General features: G+C 69.4%; 19 protein-coding genes. 12 read left to right on the forward strand and 7 right to left on the reverse strand.

Going from position 1 to position 18365, the window contains the following annotated elements:
* Positions 1 to 135: 135 nt before the first annotated feature.
* The gene (locus BKA15_RS22720; RefSeq protein WP_179754626.1) at positions 136 to 300 is read left to right on the forward strand and encodes a hypothetical protein; all 165 of its coding nucleotides are present in this window, start codon (positions 136 to 138) and stop codon (positions 298 to 300) included.
* Between the two features lie 283 nt (positions 301 to 583).
* Here the strand turns inward: BKA15_RS22720 and BKA15_RS22725 are convergent, their stop codons facing one another.
* Positions 584 to 2032, reverse strand: coding sequence for an APC family permease (locus BKA15_RS22725; RefSeq protein ID WP_179754628.1), 1449 nt, complete (start codon positions 2030 to 2032; stop codon positions 584 to 586).
* A gap of 282 nt (positions 2033 to 2314) precedes the next feature.
* Between BKA15_RS22725 and BKA15_RS36535 the strand changes: the two genes are divergently transcribed.
* Genes BKA15_RS36535 through BKA15_RS22745 form a run of 5 tightly spaced genes read left to right on the forward strand, consistent with a single transcriptional unit; the run spans position 2315 to position 5187 of the window.
* Positions 2315 to 2440, forward strand: a complete 126-nt coding sequence (locus BKA15_RS36535; protein WP_281385303.1) for a hypothetical protein — start codon at positions 2315 to 2317, stop codon at positions 2438 to 2440.
* Positions 2441 to 2447: 7 nt separating this feature from the next.
* Positions 2448 to 3458: a diacylglycerol/lipid kinase family protein gene (locus BKA15_RS36990; protein ID WP_179754630.1), complete on the forward strand. Its 1011-nt coding sequence runs from the start codon at positions 2448 to 2450 to the stop codon at positions 3456 to 3458.
* Entirely contained in the window at positions 3344 to 4180 is an 837-nt protein-coding gene (locus tag BKA15_RS22735; protein ID WP_179754632.1) for a metallophosphoesterase family protein, read from the forward strand. Before BKA15_RS36990 ends, BKA15_RS22735 begins: the two co-directional genes overlap by 115 nt.
* Positions 4181 to 4237: 57 nt before the next feature.
* The gene (locus BKA15_RS22740; protein ID WP_179754634.1) at positions 4238 to 4624 is read left to right on the forward strand and encodes a helix-turn-helix domain-containing protein; all 387 of its coding nucleotides are present in this window, start codon (positions 4238 to 4240) and stop codon (positions 4622 to 4624) included.
* 5 nt (positions 4625 to 4629) lie between these two features.
* Positions 4630 to 5187: a hypothetical protein gene (locus BKA15_RS22745; RefSeq protein WP_179754636.1), complete on the forward strand. Its 558-nt coding sequence runs from the start codon at positions 4630 to 4632 to the stop codon at positions 5185 to 5187.
* A gap of 101 nt (positions 5188 to 5288) precedes the next feature.
* Here the strand turns inward: BKA15_RS22745 and BKA15_RS22750 are convergent, their stop codons facing one another.
* From BKA15_RS22750 to BKA15_RS22760, 3 genes are all read right to left on the reverse strand, one after another.
* A complete protein-coding gene (locus BKA15_RS22750) occupies positions 5289 to 6050 on the reverse strand; it encodes a L,D-transpeptidase family protein (protein WP_179754638.1) in 762 nt (253 codons plus the stop codon).
* 151 nt (positions 6051 to 6201) lie between these two features.
* Positions 6202 to 8073, reverse strand: coding sequence for a translational GTPase TypA (gene typA, locus BKA15_RS22755; RefSeq protein ID WP_179754640.1), 1872 nt, complete (start codon positions 8071 to 8073; stop codon positions 6202 to 6204).
* 1072 nt (positions 8074 to 9145) lie between these two features.
* Positions 9146 to 10444: an ABC transporter substrate-binding protein gene (locus BKA15_RS22760; RefSeq protein WP_179754642.1), complete on the reverse strand. Its 1299-nt coding sequence runs from the start codon at positions 10442 to 10444 to the stop codon at positions 9146 to 9148.
* Between the two features lie 261 nt (positions 10445 to 10705).
* Here BKA15_RS22760 and BKA15_RS22765 point away from each other — a divergent pair, with 261 nt between their 5' ends.
* Positions 10706 to 11830 carry a GTPase family protein gene (locus tag BKA15_RS22765; RefSeq protein WP_179754644.1) on the forward strand — a complete coding sequence of 375 codons (1125 nt, stop codon included), beginning with the start codon at positions 10706 to 10708 and terminating at the stop codon, positions 11828 to 11830.
* Here the strand turns inward: BKA15_RS22765 and BKA15_RS22770 are convergent, their stop codons facing one another.
* Positions 11831 to 12703 (reverse strand): NAD(P)-dependent oxidoreductase, encoded by an 873-nt coding sequence (locus tag BKA15_RS22770; protein WP_179754647.1) that lies wholly within the window; start codon positions 12701 to 12703, stop codon positions 11831 to 11833.
* Between the two features lie 97 nt (positions 12704 to 12800).
* Here BKA15_RS22770 and BKA15_RS22775 point away from each other — a divergent pair, with 97 nt between their 5' ends.
* The 3 genes from BKA15_RS22775 to BKA15_RS22785 all read left to right on the forward strand — a co-directional run bounded on the left by BKA15_RS22775 (position 12801) and on the right by BKA15_RS22785 (position 15407).
* Positions 12801 to 13169: a winged helix-turn-helix transcriptional regulator gene (locus BKA15_RS22775; RefSeq protein ID WP_179754649.1), complete on the forward strand. Its 369-nt coding sequence runs from the start codon at positions 12801 to 12803 to the stop codon at positions 13167 to 13169.
* Between the two features lie 64 nt (positions 13170 to 13233).
* A complete protein-coding gene (locus tag BKA15_RS22780) occupies positions 13234 to 13821 on the forward strand; it encodes a P-loop nucleotide/nucleoside kinase family protein (protein ID WP_179754651.1) in 588 nt (195 codons plus the stop codon).
* A 245-nt stretch (positions 13822 to 14066) separates the two neighbouring features.
* Positions 14067 to 15407: a serine hydrolase domain-containing protein gene (locus tag BKA15_RS22785; protein ID WP_179754653.1), complete on the forward strand. Its 1341-nt coding sequence runs from the start codon at positions 14067 to 14069 to the stop codon at positions 15405 to 15407.
* A 252-nt stretch (positions 15408 to 15659) separates the two neighbouring features.
* Here BKA15_RS22785 and BKA15_RS22790 read toward each other — a convergent pair whose 3' ends face one another.
* On the reverse strand, positions 15660 to 16463 hold the full coding sequence (locus BKA15_RS22790) for an NAD(P)H-binding protein (protein ID WP_179754655.1): 804 nt from the start codon (positions 16461 to 16463) through the stop codon (positions 15660 to 15662).
* A 77-nt stretch (positions 16464 to 16540) separates the two neighbouring features.
* Here BKA15_RS22790 and BKA15_RS22795 point away from each other — a divergent pair, with 77 nt between their 5' ends.
* Entirely contained in the window at positions 16541 to 17056 is a 516-nt protein-coding gene (locus tag BKA15_RS22795) for a type III secretion system chaperone family protein (protein ID WP_246322404.1), read from the forward strand.
* Here the strand turns inward: BKA15_RS22795 and BKA15_RS22800 are convergent.
* Positions 17053 to 17535, reverse strand: a complete 483-nt coding sequence (locus tag BKA15_RS22800; protein WP_179754657.1) for a PPOX class F420-dependent oxidoreductase — start codon at positions 17533 to 17535, stop codon at positions 17053 to 17055. The two genes, BKA15_RS22795 and BKA15_RS22800, sit on opposite strands and share 4 nt — an antisense overlap.
* 62 nt (positions 17536 to 17597) lie before the next feature.
* Here BKA15_RS22800 and BKA15_RS22805 point away from each other — a divergent pair, with 62 nt between their 5' ends.
* Positions 17598 to 18347, forward strand: a complete 750-nt coding sequence (locus BKA15_RS22805; protein ID WP_179754659.1) for a phosphoglyceromutase — start codon at positions 17598 to 17600, stop codon at positions 18345 to 18347.
* The last annotated feature ends 18 nt before the right edge of the window (positions 18348 to 18365 follow it).

Genomic DNA, 18365 nt, shown 5'->3' on the forward strand with positions numbered 1-18365 from the left:
GCCTGAGCCGGTTCGCCGTCGCCTGCCGGAGCACGGAGCTCGGCACGTTCGGGATCGTGTTGATCAAGATCCGGAGGGCTTCGCGGGACGGGCGAGCCGGACGCACGGCGCGAGCGCGGCCGGATCAAGGACGGGGTGGTCTGGGACCGCGACCCGGCCGCGCTGGTCACGCCGTGGCAGGAGCGGCCGCCCGAGCCAGGAGATCCCCTGGCCGTCCTGATCACCTATCCGACCGGTCACCGCCGGTCGGCGCTGCGGCTCTCGGCGGCATGGGTGTGCGCGCCGGACGGCTTCGCCTAGGTCGAGACCCATCTCTGGCCACGCGAACCCAACCGCTTCCGGGACCTCGCACTGCTCGACCGCGAGGCTCCCCGGCCGGCGGGTTTCTGCGCTCGGCGAGTACATCTCCCCAGGGCCGGTCCCGGCGCAGTCTGCACTGATCTGCTCCCACGCCGAGCTGGAACTCGACGCCTACCAGCGCGGCGTGGACCAGTACCGGACACTCCGCGACGGAATCCTCTGGGACGAACGGGTCCCGTCCTGCACACAGCGCTCGACGCGACGCCGTCCGGCTGACCCGGTGTCAGTTCTGCGGGCCGTCGGTGTCCAGCGCCTCGGGATCCTTCAGGTACGTCTTGCGGCCATAGATCGCCCGGTTGAAGAACCAGGTGATCGCCCAGAGCACGACGCCGATCGCCAGCAGGATGCCGCCGATCACGTACTGGAAGGAGGCTCGGCCGGTCCACGGGCCGACCAGGAAGGCGCAGCACAGGGCGCCGATGATCGGCAGCACGGTCGGGGCCACGAAATGCTGGTGTGGTTGGGGATCCTTGCGCAGCACCAGGCAGGCGATGTTGACGATGGTGAAGACCGCGAGCAGCAGCAGCGCCGTCGTACCGCCAAGATCACTGATCTGGCCGACGAACGTGATCAGGCCGATCGCGATCGCCGTGGTGACCAGGATGGACACCCAGGGCGTCCGGCGACCGGGCAGCACCCGGCCGAAGATCGGCGGCAGCACGCGCTGCTTGGCCATGCCGTAGAGCAGCCGGCTCGCCATCATCATGTTGATCAAGGCCGAGTTGGCGACCGCCGTCATGCTGATCAACGGGAAGATCGAGTTGAAGAACGGTCCGGCGCCGCCCTGCTCGACCACCAGCAGCAGCGGCGTCGACGACGCGGCCAACTCGCCGACCGGCACGATCGCCACCGCGCAGATCGACACCAGCAGGTAGATCACGCCGGTGATCGTCAGGCCGGTGAGCAGGATCTTCGGGAAGATCCGGGACGGGTCCTTGGTCTCCTCGGCCATGTTGACCGAGTCCTCGAAGCCGACCATCGCGAAGAAGGCGAGCGTGGTGCCGGCGGTGACGGCCAGGAAGACGCCCTTGTCCTTCGGGTCGTCGAACAACACCACCTGGGAGAAGTCCGCCTTGCCCTGGGTCAGCGCGAACATCCCGACGAAGATCACGATCAGCAGGCCGGTCAGCTCGACGCAGGTCAGCACGACGTTGGTCCAGACGCCTTCGGCGACGCCGCGCAGGTTGATCAACAGGACCAGCGCGATGAAGCAGATCGCGAGCACGGTGATCAGACCGTCGGTGACGTCGATCGACTCGAGACTCATCGTGCCGCGGACGACGTTGATCGTCGCCTCGAAGTTCGCCGCGAACGCGCGGGCGGCCGTCGAGGCCGAGGTGATGCCGGAGCACATCACGGTGAACGCGACCAGGAAGGTCACGAAATGCACCCCGAACGCCTTGTGCGTATAGAGCGCCGCGCCGGCCGCCTGGGGGTACTTGGTGACCAATTCCAGGTACGAGAACGCGGTGATCGTGGCGACGATGAACGCGACCAGGAACGGCGCCCAGACCAGGCCGCCGACCTCCTTGGCCACGTTGCCCGTGACCGCGTAGATGCCGGTGCCCAGGATGTCGCCGACGATGAACAGCAGGAGGAGCTTCGGCCCGAGCACACGCTTCAGCTCGGGTTGACCCCCCGGGGTCTCGGTTTGCGCGGTCGATTCGGCCATCTCGCTCGCTCCTCCACAGAATTCGCCCCTGAACGTGCCCTAACTCTGGCCGATCGGCCGCCTGGGGCACAAGAGACCGCGCCGTAGCGGACCGGCGCCAAGGACCCTCCCAGGCTCCGGGACAGGGGTGTTCTGCGGATGGTGGAGCGGCGGTCAGGGCATCGTCGGCGATGTCGGACGACCGGCCGCTGACGTGATCAGAACAGTCCGAAGATGCTGACCGCCAGCCCGATGATCACGAGGACCAGGATGACGATCAGGAGAGTGCGTACGGTGGTATCCATGACGCACCCAGTACCCGGAGGTCGCCGCGCCGAAACGATCACGGCCGATCCGGTGCCGTCCGGCAGCCAAGATCATCCAGACGCCCCACGGCCCGCGCCGGCGATCCGTGGCGCCGCGACCTAGGCCGACGGTGGATCGGGTCGCGGTCGTCTACAACCCGCGGGCCGGCGGGTTCCTCTCCGGCCGGGAGGCGCCGGCGGAGCGGCTCGCCGGGCTGTTCGGCCGGCACGGCGTCACAGCCCGGTTGCGAGCCTTCAACCCGCAGACCGTCGCTGCCGACGTGCGGGAACTGTTGGTGGACGACCCGCAGGCGATCATCGCGGCCGGCGGCGACGGGACGGCGCGGGCGGTCGTGGCCCAGTTGGACGGGAGTACGGTGCCGCTCGGCGTGCTGCCCGTCGGCACCCTCAACGTCCTGGCTCAGGACCTGGGCGTGCCGGCTGATCTTGAGGACGGGGTCGCCGCGCTGCTGACCGCGCCGGCCGGCAAGATCGATGTCGCCTCGGTGAACGGGCTGCCGTTCCTGTGCAGTTCGACGCTGGCGATGACTCCACATCTCGGCCGGCTCCGGGAACGGCTGCGCGGCGGCGCCGGCTGGCAGACCGTGCCGCTGCTCGGCCGGTTCGCCCGGCTGCTCTGGCGCTATCCGCGGATGCCGCTGACCGTCACCGTCGACGGCATCGCGCACTCCGTACGGACCCGGCTGATCGTCGTGTCGAACAACCTGCTGGCGGCCGGAAAACCGTTCCACAGCAGGGATCGGCTGGATACCGGCCGGCTCGCCGTCTATGTCGCGGAGGACCGGACGAACTGGGACCGGCTGGTGATCACCGGCCGGCTGCTGGACGGGAGCTGGCAGCAGGACCGGCGGGTGGTCGCGCTGCAGGGGCGGGAGGTCGAGGTCTCCTCGCCGACGCTGTCGTACATGAGCGTCATGAGCGACGGCGAGATCAGTCAGCTCCGATTGCCGCTGCGGTACGAGATCAGGCCGGCGGCCCTGACCGTCCTGATGCCGGGAAGTCGATCATGGCCGGCCAGCCGATCCGGATCGCGCAGCTGTCCGACCTGCACTTCGGCCGGCACCTGCCGTCGGTGGCCGACGCCCTGCTGGACTCGCTGCGCGAGCTCGGGCCGACCATGATCGCGGTCTGCGGCGACCTGACCCAGCGGGCCCGGGAAGGCGAGTTCCGGGCCGCCCGGGCCTTCCTGGACGGGCTGCCGTCACCGGCCCTGGTGGTGCCCGGCAATCATGATCTTCCCGGCTGGCGGATCTGGTCACGGTTCACCCGGCCGTGGCGGCGCTGGCGCAGGCACATCGGCACCGACCCGCACGCCGCGGTCACCTGCACGGCCGACGGCGTCCTCGCGGTCGGCATCAACACGGCCCGCAAGTGGGGACTGCATCCGGACTGGTCCCGGGGCCGGGTCAACGCCCGGCAGCTGGCCGGGATCCTGGCCGAGTTCGACCGGGCCGGGCCGGCGGATCTGCGGGTCGTCATCGCGCACCACCCGTTCCTGCTCACCCCGGCCGGCCTTCGCCGCGGCCTGGTCGGCCGCTCCGCGCTGGCCCTACGCCGGCTGCACCGCCGGGCCGATCTGCTGCTCGGCGGGCACATTCACCTGGCCTACAGCGACGTCGTCGACGGCATGGTGGTGGCCCAGTCCGGCACCGCGATCTCGGACCGGCTGAAGGGCGAACCGAACAGCTACAACGTGATCGAGGTGATCGGCGACGACCTCACCGTGGAGACCCGGCATTTCGACGGTACGACCTTCACGGCGATGATCCGGCACCACTATCGGCGCCGGGACCGGCACGACTGGCAGGTCGGCGACCCGGGCGGGCCCGCAACGCCGGCGTGACCGCAGTCACGCTAACCAGAGTTTGCATCTGCTTGCAATTGCAAGCACTATAGGTGCGTGACCAGCAAACGTTCCCCGCTCGACTCGCTCGGTGGGTTCATCGCCGAGCAGCGGCGGTCGGCCGAGTTGTCCCTGCGGCAGCTGGCGGCCAAGGCGGGTGTCTCGAACCCGTACCTGAGCCAGATCGAACGCGGCCTCCGCAAGCCGTCCGCCGAGGTGTTGCAACAGCTCGCCAAGGCACTGCGGGTGTCGGCCGAATCCCTGTACGTGCGCGCCGGGATCCTCGATGAGGAAGACCGGCCGCCGACCGGGGTCGAGGAGGCGGTGCAGGCCGACCCCTTGATCAACGAGCGGCAGAAGCGCGTGCTGCTCGACGTCTACACCTCGTTCGTCAACGAGAACGCTGCGGGCCACCGGCCATCCAACGATTCCAAGGAGAAATGATCACCATGGCAACCACCACGAAGCGCAAGCGCGTCAACGAGCAGGTCCGCAAGGCCGCCACCTCCTCCGAGCTGGCACCGCTGTACGCGGTCGCAGGCCTGACCGAGGTCGTCGCCGAGCGCCTGATTGCCGCCGCCACCGAGTCCCGGCAGCTGGTCAACGACCGGCTCGCCGCCCTGCGCGCCTACTCCGACGAGCGGGTCGCGCGGGTCAACGACCGGGTCACCGAGGCCGGCGACCGGCTCAACCAGGCCACCGGCGAGCTGAACGCCCGCTCGCTGCCCGACCTGGTCCGCGGGATGCCCGAGTTCACCAAGCAGCAGCTGGCCCGGATCGGCGAGTACGCCGACGACCGCCGGGCCAAGGCCGGCAAGACCTATGCCAACCTGGCCGGCCGCGGCAAGCTCGGCGTCGAGGGTGTCCTCGGCGAGGCCGCCGGCTCGCTCGACCCGGTGCTGGAGCGGCTGCAGGACGGCGTCGCCAAGCTGCGCGAGACCGTCGCCGGCAAGGCCGAGGCGCCGGCCGCTCCCCGTACCGCGAAGAAGTCGACGCCCGCCGAGTGAACCTGGCCGAGTGAACCTGAAAGGGGCCTGAGCCCCACACCAAGAACTGAGCCTGCCGAAGGGATCCTTCGGCAGGCTCAGTTGGCGTTCGGGGCGGCTGATCAGCTGCGGTAGACGATCACCGGGTCGCCGACGTCGATCCGCTTGTAGACCCAGGCCAGGGTCTTCTTGTCGCGGATGTTGACGCAGCCGTGGCTGCAGCCGTTGTAACCGCGCTTCTTGAAGTCCGACGAGTAGTGCACGGCCTGGCCGCCGCTGAAGAAGATCGAGTACGGCATCGGCGAACCGTAGAGGTTCGAGATCACGTGCTTCTTCTTGCGCAGCACGGAGAACCGGCCCTCCCGGGTCCGCGTGTTCGCACAGCCGAACCGGGCGTCCATCGTCTTGATGATCTTGCCGCTCTTCATGTAGTAGACCTTGTCGCGGGTCTTGTCGATGCAGAGCACCTCGCCCTTCTTGCAGCGGCGATCGATCTTCTTGCTCGACTTCTTGGCCTTGCTGATCTTGATCTTGCCGGTCTTCTTGACCAGCTTCGACCAGGTGGCCTTGGAGACCTTGCCGGTGGCCTTGAGACCGACCTTCTTCTGGAACTTCTTGACGGCCTTCTTGGTGAGCGGTCCGTAGTAGCCCGTGACGTACTTCTTGGCCAGCACCTTGGCCTTGACCAGTCGCTGCTGCAGCGCCGTGACGTCCTTGGAACGCTCGCCGTACTTCGGCGAGGCGTACTTCGTGGACACGTACGACGCCGCCGCGGCCGGAGCCACCAGCGACGGTGCCACCAACGCCGGCGCGGCTGTGATGCCGACCGCCAACGCTGTCGCCGCGATGACCCCCACGATCACGCGCGCGAACTTCTTCACCATGGTCCTTCCCCCTGTCCCGCGAGCCTTGCTGCTCGTACCTCGAATACGGCGGGGAAGGACCGTAGGTTGCATGCTTTCGAGTCACGAACTTGCTGAATAAATCCTGAACCATGCCGGGATGGTTCGGCGAACCGTTCCCGCGCTCAGGGCGTCACGGTTGCGTAACGGCGCGGCTCCGGGACCGGCTGCGGGCCCGCTCGGCGGCGTTCAGGGCGACCTTGCGGATCCGGACCGCGTCGGGGGTGACCTCGATGCACTCGTCCTCGCGGCAGAACTCCAGTGCCTGCTCCAGCCCCATCGGCTTGGCCGGCACCAGCCGCTCCAGTTCCTCGCCGGTGGAGGAGCGGACGTTGGTCAGCTTCTTCTCCCGGGTCGGGTTGACGTCCATGTCGTCGCTGCGCGCGTTCTCGCCGACGATCATGCCCTCGTAGACCTCGACGCCGGGGGCGACGAACATGGTGCCGCGCTCCTGCAGGTTGAACAGGGCGTACGCGGTCACGGCGCCGCTGCGGTCGGCGACCAGCGAGCCGGTCGGCCGGGTGCGCAGCTCGCCCGCCCACGGCTCGTACGTCTCGAACACGTGGTGCATCAGGCCGGTGCCGCGGGTCTCGGTGAGGAATTCGGTACGGAAGCCGATCAGGCCCCGGGCCGGCACCAGATATTCCATCCGCACCCAGCCGGTGCCGTGGTTGATCATCTGTTCCAGCCGGCCGCGGCGCAGGCCGAGCAGCTGGGTGACCACGCCGACGAAGTCCTCCGGCGCGTCGATGGTGAGCCGCTCCACCGGCTCGTGCAGCTTGCCGCCGATCTCGCGGGTGACCACCCGCGGCTTGCCGACGGTCAGCTCGTAGCCTTCCCGGCGCATCATCTCGACCAAGATCGCCAGCTGCAGCTCGCCGCGGCCCTGCACCTCCCAGGTGTCCGGCCGCTCGGTCGGGAAGACCCGGATCGACACGTTGCCGACGAGTTCTTGATCAAGACGCGCCTTGACCAGCCGGGCGGTCAGGTTCTTGCCGGACCGGCCGGACAGCGGCGAGGTGTTGATGCCGATCGTCATCGAGATGCTCGGCTCGTCCACGGTGATCAACGGCAGCGGCCGCGGGTCCTCCGGATCGGCCAGCGTCTCGCCGATGGTGATCTCCTCGATGCCGCCGATCGCGACGATGTCGCCCGGCCCGGCGCTCTCGGCGGGCACCCGGTCCAGCGCCTTGGTGATCAACATCTCGGACAGCCGGACGTTGCGGATGGTCCCGTCGGCGCGGCACCAGGCCACGGTCTGGCCGCGCTTCAGTTCGCCGGCGACGATCCGGCAGAGGGCCAGCCGGCCCAGATACGGCGAAGCGTCCAGGTTGGTCACGTGGGCCTGCAGCGGGGCGCCCTCGACATAGCTCGGGGCGGGGATTCGCTCGCAGATCGTGGCGAACAGCGGGGCGAGATCGTCACTGTCCGGCATGGCGCCGTTCTCCGGTGCGGACAGCGAGGCCCGGCCGGCCCGGGCGCTGGCGTACACCACCGGGAAGTCGAGCACGTCGGTGTCGGCGTCGTCGAGCAGATCGAGGAAGAGTTCGTACGTCTCCTCGACCACCTCCTCGATCCGCGCGTCCGGCCGGTCCACCTTGTTGATCACGAGGATGATCGGCAGCTTCTTGGCCAGCGCCTTGCGCAGCACGAACCGGGTCTGTGGCAGCGGTCCCTCGGACGCGTCGACCAGCAGCAGCACCCCGTCGACCATCTCCAGGCCGCGTTCCACCTCGCCGCCGAAGTCGGCGTGGCCGGGGGTGTCGATGATGTTGATCACGATGTCCTCGCCGGCCGGCGTCCGGTGCTCGACCGCCGTGTTCTTGGCCAGGATCGTGATGCCCTTCTCCCGCTCCAGGGCCATCGAGTCCATCACCCGGGTCGCGACGTCCTGGTTGGCCCGGAAGGCACCCGACTGCCACAGCATGGCGTCCACCAGCGTGGTCTTGCCGTGATCGACATGGGCGACGATCGCGACGTTACGCCGGTCTTGGCGAAGGGGCATGCGTGACTACTTCCGTTCAATCGGGTGGATGACTCGTCCACAAGCAGGCGGACGGCCGCGGCGATTCTAGCTGTTCCACCTGACCGGAACGAAAACCCGAGCCCGGGGGGAGCCGGCCGGAAGCGTGCGGAACTCGACGGGAAGCGGTCGCGGGGTGAGGGTGTTTGCAGAATCCGGCTCCCTTAGGAACCATCACTGAGGATGTTGCGGTCCTGCCCCGACTCCAGCCGCCCGACCGGAGTGATTTTCAGCCGGTCAGTCGCGGCGGAAATTCACAGCGGTCGTGTCGTTTTGGTGAACCGGGCTGAATCCACAACACGGTCAGCTCCCCGGCCGGCGCTCCCACCCACTGAGCGGACCCCTTGACCTCGATTTCGGCTGATCTGCCGGTCGAAGCGTCCGCTCGACGACGTCACCGCATCAACAGGATCTTCCGCGTCGCCCGGCGGTGCCGGATGCGCAACAACTCCCGGGTGGCGGGCGGGAGCGTGCGGAACTCGACCGTGGTTGAGAAGCGCCCGCGGGGTGCCGGGTGGGTGTGCGGAGCTCGGCCTTGGGTGGGAGAAGCGCCCGCGGGGTCGTGGGCGGGATCGTGCGGAACTCGACCTGGGTGGGGGAAATGCCCGCGGAATGCCATGTGGAGGTGCGGAACTCGACCTGGTTGGAGAAGCGCCCGCGGGATGCCGGGTTTGGGCGTGCGGAACTCGACTTGGGTGCAAATTGCCAACGCGGTGGCGCGCGGGAGCGTCCGGAGCTCGACTTGGGCGGAGAAGCGCGCAGGATGCCGCGTGGGGCGTGCGGAGCACCGCGACCTCGGCAGCCTCGTTGCCCGGCGCCTTCGACCTGGGTGGAGAGCGCCCCATGGATTGCCGGGTCGGGCGTGCGGAACTCGACTTGGGTGGAGAAAACTCACGCGAGGGGCCGGGATGAGATGCGGAGCTCGACCAGGTCGCAGCGAGCATCCTCGCGTCGCCGAGCGGACGATTAGGGCAGGTTCCGGTGCCCGGAGACTGCCCTTAGCGTCCGTTCGGTGACCCAGGCCGGCGGAGAAGCGCACGCCGGGCTCCCAGGGTCAGCCGGCGATCGCCTGCTGGCTCTCGGTCAGCCACTGCTTCGCCGCCTCGGCGGGCGTGATCCGCTCGAACAGGACGTCGGTGCTGACCCGGCTGGTGATATCGGCCACCTTCGTCGAGCCGACCGGGCCGATGAAGGTCGGCGCGAACTCGATCTTGCCGATCGCGTCGATGTAGTCCACCTCGACCTTGCCGGCCGGCGACAGCTGATCGGCGATGGCGGTCCGGATCTCCGGGTTGGCCGGGACGCCGCGGTCGGTCAGCAGCACCGAGGCGGCCCGCTCGTCGTTGACCAGGAAGTTGATCAACTTCGCCGCAGCGTCGGCCTGCTCGGTCTTGGCCGAGATGGCGTAGTACTGCGAGGACTGCAGCCAGATGCCGGGGGTCGGCGTCTCGCCGGGCAGCTTGAGCAGCTTCAGCTCGGTGCCGGTGGCGGTGCCGAGCGCGCTGACCGAGTTGCTCCAGGCCAGCATCATCCCGGCCTGGCCGCGGCCCATCAGGGTCTGCTCGGTGCTGGCGCCCTCCTCCTCGACGGTGATCGTCGCAGGCGGCGCCGCCTGCTGCTTCATCAGCCGGAGCGAGTAGTCGAAGAAGGCGGCGACGGTCTGTTCGGTCAGCCCGAGTTTGCCGTCCTCGGTGTAGAGCGACTCACCGCGCTGCCGGGCGTACGCGTCCAGGGAGTCGTGGGTCAGCGGCGTTGCCGTGCCGTAGGTGCCCTTCGGGCTCTTCTCGGTGATTGCGGTGGCCAGCGCGGCGTAGTCGTCCCAGGTCCAGGTGTCGTCGTCGGGCAGTTCGACGCCGGCCGCGGCGAACACCTTCGGGTTCGCGACGATCGCCAGCGCGTTGGCGCCCGTCGAGACGCCGTACTGGGCGCCGCGGACCTGCCCGTTCTGCCGGGCCGACGCGTCGAGGGCGTCGAGGTCGAGGCTGCCGGACACCGAGGCCAGGTCGAGCAGCGCACCGCGGCCGGCGTACTCGGCCGGGTAGGCGCCGCCCAAGGTGAAGACGTCCGGGGCGTCACCGGCGGCGACCCCGGTCGCCAGCTTGTCGAAGTACGCACTGAACTCGGTGGACTCACCGATCACGGTGATCCCGGGATGGGCCGCCTCGAACGCGCGCAGGGCCTGCTGGGTCGCCTCGGCCCGCTTCTCGTTGCCCCACCAGGCGAACCGGAGGGTGGTCCTGCCGTCCTCCGCCGGCCCGGCACTGTTCCGGCCGCAGCCGGCGCCGACGAGCGACAGGACGAGGGCGAGCGCGATCGCGCCGAACGCGCGCAGGGGTGGGGTGCGAGTGACCATGACGCGGCTCCGAGTCGAAGAAAGCGGTTTCTGGCTACAACGTAACCACCAGGGGTCGCCCGGTCAACACCCCCGATTCCGCCGACCGGTCACCAAAGCAGGTGTTCTGCCGGCGTGTCGCTGCGGACGTGACCACTCGGTGGCCGGCCCGGGGTCGGCTCCGGGGCGACCCGGGGTTGAGAGAACGGTCTCCTGACCGGTGTCCGGTCGGCTGCACCGTACGCTGGACGCGTCCAAACCCGGTGCACCGCGGAGGTGACCATGATCGATCCGCCCGACTGGTTCACGGAGACCTTCCGGCAGGAGTTCGACCGCCAGTCCAACTCGCTCGGCCGGTTCAACCTGGCCATCTTCGGCAAGACCGGCGTCGGTAAGTCGACCTTGATCAACGCGATCTTCGGCGAGGAGGTGGCCCGGACCGGGATCGGCGAACCGGTGACCCGGGGCAGCCACCTGTATCTGGACAAGGTGGGCCATCTCGGCATCGTCGACACCCAGGGCCTCGAGGTCGGCCGCGACGACAAGGCGATCATCGCCGACCTGGACAAGGTGATGAAGGAGATGCGCAAGCTGCCGCTGAGCGAGCAGCTGCACGTCGCCTGGTACTGCGTCCGCGGCATGGACCGCCGCTTCGAAGAGACCGAGGCGGAGTTCATCCGGCGGCTGGAGGAGCTCGGGCTGCCGGTCGTGCTGGTGCTGACGCAGGTGCCGATGCGGGACGGCCGCTACCACCCCGACGCCGTCCAGCTGGCGGAGTTGATCATGGCCAAGGGGCTGCCGATCGCCGGCGGCCGGCCGTTCCTCACCAACGCCCGCTACGACGACTTCACCGGACAGCAGCCGCACGGGCTGAAGGAAGTCCTCGATGCCACCTTTCGCGTTGCGCCCGAAGGAGTCGAAGGAGCCCTCACCGCGGCGCAGACCATTGATCAGGCTCGGAAGGCGCAGCAGGCGCAACGCGCGATAGCGGTCGCCGCCACCAGCGCCGCGGCCGCGGCGGCGACGCCGATCCCGTTCGCCGACGCGACCCTGCTGGTGCCGATCCAGCTCGGCATGATGGCCAAGATCGCGCAGCTCTACCAGATCAAGTTCGAGCGGGCGGCGCTGATGGCGATCGCCTCGACGACCGCGGCCACCCAGGGTGGCCGGGCCGCGTTCACCGGCCTGCTCAAGCTCATTCCCGGCGCGGGTACGGTCGCCGGCGGCGCCATCGGAGCAGCGGTGGCCTCTTCGTTCACGTACGCGATGGGGCAGGCCTGGCTCGGCGTCTGTCAGCGGGTCGCCCAGGGCAAGTTGCAGACAGCCGGCAAGATGCTCGACTCGGCCGAGCTGCGCAAGGCGTTCACCGAGGAGTTCAAGAAGCGGCTGCCGGTCGGCTCGAAATGATCATGACCGGCGCAGGCTCTCGAAGATCCTCGCGAAACCATGATCACCGAAGCCCGCGTCGATCTGCCGCTTGATCAACAGCTGGACGCCGTTGATCAGGACCGGATCGACGCCGGCTGCCTCGCTGGCGGTGATGAACTTGGTCAGGTCGGAGAACGAGAGGCTCTGCTGTCCCGGGACCGCGAAGTCGCCGCCGTCGACCACCTCGGCCGAGTGCCGTACCGACGGCTCCACGACCGCGGTCAGGAACGGGCCGGCGAGTTCGGCCAGCTCGGTGGCCGGAACGCCCGCCGACGCGACCATGGCGGCGCCGTGCAGGAAGCCCGCGAACGCGGTGTACATCGGGGTCAGGATCGCCAGATCGTAGAGCGGCGCCAGTCCGGCGTCCGCGCCCAGATAACGGCTGCGGCCCCACAGTGACAGCACCTGTTCCAGCTGTTCGAACGCTTCGGCGGCGCCACTGTACAAGATCAACGAGCCGGGGCCGCCGATCATCTCCGGTACCGCCATGATCCCGCCGTCCAGGTACGTGATCCCGCGCTCGGCCGCCCAGGCGGCGAGTTCGCGGGACTCGTCCGGGGTGGTGGTCGTGACGTTGATCACCGTACGGCCGCGAAGCCGGTCCACGACCGGGTCGAGGACCTGGTGCACCGAGGCGTGGTCGTACAGGCAGGTGATCACGACCGGGCTCGCGGTGATCGCCGCGCCGGGATCGCCGGCGACCTGGGCGCCGTCGGCCCGGAGGGCCTCGGCGCGGTGAGCGGTGCGGTTCCAGACGGTGGTCGAGTGGCCGGCTGTGAGCAGGGCGAGGGCGAGGGCCAGGCCCATCTCGCCGGTGCCGAGGAGGGTGAACGCGGTGGTGTCGTTGGTCATGCAGCTATGCTGCGTTGACACTGGAGAGCCGACAAGTACCGACTATTATGTTCAATACCCACCCGGCGGTAAGTCTTGAACACTCGTGGAGGATGCGATGGCTCGGAACGAACGGCGCGGTCCGTACATCTGCGGGATCGACGCCGCCATGGACGTGATCGCGGGCAAGTGGAAGTCGCTCATCCTGTGGGAGCTCGACGCCCACCCGGTGCGCCGGTTCGGCGAACTGCGGCGCGGCCTGCCCGGGGTCAGCGAGAAGATGCTGATCCAGCACCTGCGGGAGATGGAGGCCGACGGCCTGGTGCATCGCGAGGTGTATCGGGAGGTCCCGCCGCGGGTCGAATACTCGCTGACCGACCAGGGACGATCACTGAACGAGGCACTGGCGCCGCTCGGGGCCTGGGGGCAGGGCCGGATCGCCCGGGTCGGCGCCGAGCTGGTGCCGCACCCGGACCGGGTCGGCTGAAGCTAGTACTGCGCTGTGGGACGACTTCGCGACGCGCATACCCTGGAACGACAGGGAGGTCACGATGGACAGGGGACAGCAGCGGCCCCCGCTGATCATGGTCGGCGGGGTTCCGGGAGCGGGCAAGAGCACGGCGATGGCCCGCGTACTGCCGTACCTGCGCGGGGTGGACGCCCTGGACTCCGAGGACGAACGGCGGCGGCTGTCGGCGATCGCGCCCGGCGTGCCGTATCCGTACCTGCGGCCGATGGTGCACGCCGTGCACCAGACCCGCGCCCTCGCCGAACTGGTCCGCGGCCCGGCCGGCCGGAACGGCCTGATCGTGCACGACCCGGCCACCCGCCCGGCCCGGCTCAAGATCATCGGCACCCTCGCGCAGGCCCGCGGCTGGCGCCCGGTGCTGATCTTCATCGAAGTGGACCGGGAGCAGGCGCTGGCCGGGCAACGAGCCCGCGGCCGGATCGTCGACCAAGATCGCTTCGACGGCCACTGGCGCCGCTGGGCCGACCTGGACGGGTCACCCGACGATCCGCACGCGGCCGACTGGCGCGACGCGCTGACCGCCTGGCCGGAGCACTACCGGGTGTCCCGCGACGACGCGGCCGACCTCCTCGGCCGGCTGGCCGGAGCAGACTCGGGCGTCGCTGCCTGATCAGGTGGATCGGGCCTCGATGGCGTCGAAGATGTCGGCATCCGTCTCCCGCTGCCATTCGGGAAGATCATCCCAATCGGCGACGTAACCCGATTTGGGATTTGATCTGATCATGAACGGCAGCCGTGCTCTCACGTTGCGTCCTTGATCAGTCACGTGGCTGGCTCCTCTGACGGATTTGCCGTCGGATCGCGGCCGGGGAAATTCTGCCCTCTTCCGTGCGCCGGGTGCGGCAGGATGGGCGGATGTTTGACAGCGAGTTGAGCCGGCGGCTGGGGCGGGCACTCCGGCTCGAGCAGTCCCGGAGTCGGGTGCCGTCCCTGGTGGCCGGTGTGGTGCGAGACGGTGCGGTGGCGTGGGCCGACGCGGTCGGGACTGCGGACGGGCGCGGGAACGGTGCGGTCGGGGTCGACCGGCAGTACCGGATCGGTTCGATCACCAAGACGTTCGTCGCGGTCGGCGTGCTGCGACTGGCCGACGAGGGCCTGCTCGACGTTCATGATCAACTGGACCGGCACCTGCCCGGCACGCCGATCGGCGAGACCTTGATCATCGACCTGCTGGCCCAGGGCTCGGGCCTTCGCGCCGAGAGCGAGGGTGCTTGGTGGGAGCGGTCCCCGGGGATCGGCTGGCCGACGCTGGAACCGCAGCTGGTGTTGCGGCCGGAGGCGCGTGGCGTATTCCACTACTCCAACGTCGGGTACGGCGTCCTCGGCCGGCTGATCAGCGAGCTCCGCGGTCGACCCTGGCTGGACGTGCTGACCGACGAGATCCTTGCCCCGCTGGGGATGGCGCGGACCACGGCACGGCCGGCGCCGCCGCACGCCGACGGCTACGCGGTGCACCCGCATGCCGAGTTGATCATGGTCGAACCGGAGCACGACGCCGACGCGATGGGGCCGGCCGGGCAGCTCTGGTCGACCGTCGATGATCTTGCTCGGTGGGCCGCCTTCCTGCACGCCGGTGATCCGGCGGTGCTCTCCGACGAGGCCAGGCTGGCGATGCGGGTGCCGCGCACGGTGATCGACGTGCCGGGTCAGCCCTGGGCGAGCGCGTACGGCCTCGGGCTGCAGGTCTTCAACACCGACGGCCGCCGCCGGTACGGCCACGGCGGCTCGATGCCCGGCTTCCAGGCGAGCCTGCGGTTCGACGACGACGGCGACGCGGTGATCATGCTCGCCAACACCACCGCCGGGCTGTCCGGCCGGCTGGTGCCGGAGCTGTTCGATCTGGTGGCGGAGCATGCGCCGAAGGACCCGCCGGTCTGGGTCGCCGACGCCGGGCAGCGGGAACTGGTCGAGCTGACCGGCACCTGGTACTGGGGGCCGGCGCCGTTCGAGCTCCGGACCGCCGCCGACGGCTGGCTCGAGCTGAGCCCGTACGGGAACGGGCGCGGTTCCCGGTTCCGCCCGGCCGGACCGGACACCTGGGTCGGGCTGGACGAGTACTACCTCGGCGAGACCCTGCGCGCGATCCGGGTCGACGGCCGGGTGAGCCATTGGGACCTGGCCTCCTTCCGGCTCACCCGGACGCCCTACGACCCGGCCGCCGACCTGCCCGGCGGCATCACCGGTACCTGGTCCTGACCGGCTCAGTGACCCGAGCAGGGCGCGGTGTCGCGATTTCTCTTCGCATCAAAGGGTGCAACGTTGTACCGGCCTGTTGCGGTCGGCGCCAAGAGCTTTCGCGACATCACTCCCGGGCAGGAAGTGGTCCGGGACCAGCGCTGAGACGGTGGATCCGGGCTGAGCAAGGCGGAAGGGCAAGGGCACGTCCGGCTTGGCCCCCTTCGACAGGCTCAGGACATGCTTCGACAGGCTCGGGGCGCGTGGGCCGGATCAGCGCCACTGGTCGGCGTTGGCCTCGGCCCAGTCGGCGAACGTGGTCGGCGGCCGGTCGAGCAGCTCGGCCAGGCTCGGATCGACCTGCTGCGGATGCTCGACCAGGTCGGCCGCCCCGTCGACGTACCACTGCGCGAACTCGCCCATCGACGGCTCCCACTGGGCGATCGCGGCCTCCCGGTCGATCTCCAGGTACGGCACGTCGGCACCCACCGCCCGGCCCATGATCGCGACCTTCTCGGCCCTGGTCAGCGTCTCCGGGCCGGTCAGCGGATAGGCCCGGCCCAGATGCCGGTCGTCCAGCAGCGTGACCGCGGCGACGGCGGCGATGTCGGCCAGGTCGATCAGCGCGTTGGCCGACTTCGGGTAGGCGTCCCGGACCTCGCGGCTGATCTTGATCTGGTCGGCCCACATCAGCGCGTTGTGGGTGAACTCGCCCGGCTTCAGGTGGGTCCAGCCGAGGCCGGACGCCTCGACGACCGGCTCGATCTCGTCCCACCAGGAGCCTTCCGGTCCGGTCAGGTCGACGATCCGCTGCACGCCCGCGGCGACGGCTCGGTCGACGACCGCCTGCGCGGTCGGCGGGTGCGGCGCGAGGTAGAGCGTGCTGATGCCCTGGAGGGCGGGCACCACGCTGTCGGGCTTGTGGATCGAGCCGACGGCGACCTCGACGCCGTCGGGTAAATCGGCCTTTGCGGGGTCGACGGTGAGGGCGCGGACGGTCGGTGCGCCGCGGGCGATGAGTTCGTCGATGACCAGGCGGCCGACGTTTCCGGTCGCTCCGGTGACCAAGATCGACATCGGGATCCCTTCGGGTTCGGGGAGGGCGGGTCGATCATCGTACACCCTACGGTGAAATGCTTGCGTACCATGCGGACATGGCAGACGCACGCACGGAGGCGATGGCGGAGATCCGGCGCGCGCTGGCCGAGCTGGCCCTGGACTGGTCGGAGTCCGAGCCCGGCCTGTTCCTCGTCACGCTGCCCGGGACCCGCAAGTTGCGCACCGAATGCGCGCTGGCGGTGGGCCGCTATCAGCTCGGCATCCGGGCGTTCGTCGCCCGCAACCCCGACCAAGATCACGAAGTCGTCTACCGCCGGCTGCTGGAGCGCAACCTCAAGCTGTCCGCGGTGGCGTTCAGCGTCGACGCCGACGGCGACATCCATCTGACCGGAGGCCTGCCGCTGGCGGGCGTCACGGCCGCCGAGATCGATCGGGTGCTCGGCATCGTCGCCGACACGGCGGACTCGATGTTCAACATCATTCTCGAGCTGGGTTTCGCCGACAGCATCCGGCGCGAGTGGGCCTGGCGCCGCTCCCGCGGCGAGTCGACGGCCAACCTGGCCGCCTTCCGCCACCTCGATCCGGCTGCGGACAGGGAACGTCGTTCCTAGTCGAGGGCGTCGAGCTTGGCCGCGACGTCGGCCGGGAAGCCGCCGCGCGCGATCGGACCCCAGCGGGTCGGCGTGATCCTGATCAAGGACTTGTCCTGCAGGCGCATCGCCTCGCGGTACTCGTCCCAGTCGGGATGCTCGCCGGAGATGCAGCGGAAGTAGTCGACCAGCCCGTCCAGGGCCTCCGGCATGTGCAGCACCTCGGCGTCGCCGTCGACCTGCACCCACGGGTCGCTGAAGTGCTCGGAGAAGACGGCGACCGAGACCAGCGGGTTGCGGGCGACGTTGATCGCCTTGGCCCGGCCGGGGTAGGTGGAGATCACGATCCGGCCCTGGTCGTCGACGCCGCCGGTGACCGGTGACAGTTGCGGCCGGCCGTCGGCACGGGTGGTCGCCAGCACCATCGAGTGCCGGGTGCGCAGGAAGTCGAGAAGCTCTTCGCGTTCGACGGTACGAGACGTTGCGATGCTGCGGGCCATGGCCGAGACGCTACTCCCCGCCGCTCGCGGCCGGCCGAGGGGCGCTCGATAGGCTCGGCGCCATGACGTCAACCTTGATCTTGATGCGACACGGCGAGAGTGAATGGAACGCCAAGAACCTGTTCACCGGCTGGGTCGACGTCGGCCTGAACGACAAGGGAATCGCCGAGGCCGAGCGCGGCGGTCAACTCCTGCTCGAGGCCGGCCTGCTGCCCGACGTGGTGCACACCTCGCTGCTCCGGCGGGCGATCCGTACCGCCGAGATCGCGCTCGGTGTCGCCGACCGGATGTGGATCGAGACCCGCCGGTCCTGGCGGCTCAACGAGCGCCACTACGGAGCCCTGCAGGGCAAGGACAAGGCGGCGACCCTGGCCGAGTTCGGCGAGGAGCAGTTCATGATCTGGCGGCGCTCGTACGACACCCCGCCGCCCGCGATCGACCAGAACGACGAGTTCGCCAACTTCAACGACGCCAAGTACGCCCACCTGCCCAGCGAGGCCCGGCCGGCCACCGAGTGCCTGAAGGACGTGCTGGTCCGCGCGCTGCCGTACTGGTACGACCAGATCGTCCCGGACCTGCAGGCCGGCAAGGTGACCCTGATCGCCGCCCACGGCAACTCGCTGCGCGCCCTGGTGAAGCACCTGGACGACGTCAGCGACACCGACATCGTCGGGCTGAACATCCCGACCGGCATCCCGCTGGCCTACGAGCTCGACGACGACCTCAAGCCCGTCACGCGGGGCGGTCGCTACCTGGATCCGGAAGCCGCGGCCGCCGCGATCGAAGCCGTCAAGAACCAGGGCAAGAAGTAGTCCGCGCGCCCGTCCCCT

The organism is Microlunatus parietis (genome assembly GCF_013407955.1).
Taxonomy (GTDB): domain Bacteria; phylum Actinomycetota; class Actinomycetes; order Propionibacteriales; family Propionibacteriaceae; genus Microlunatus; species Microlunatus parietis.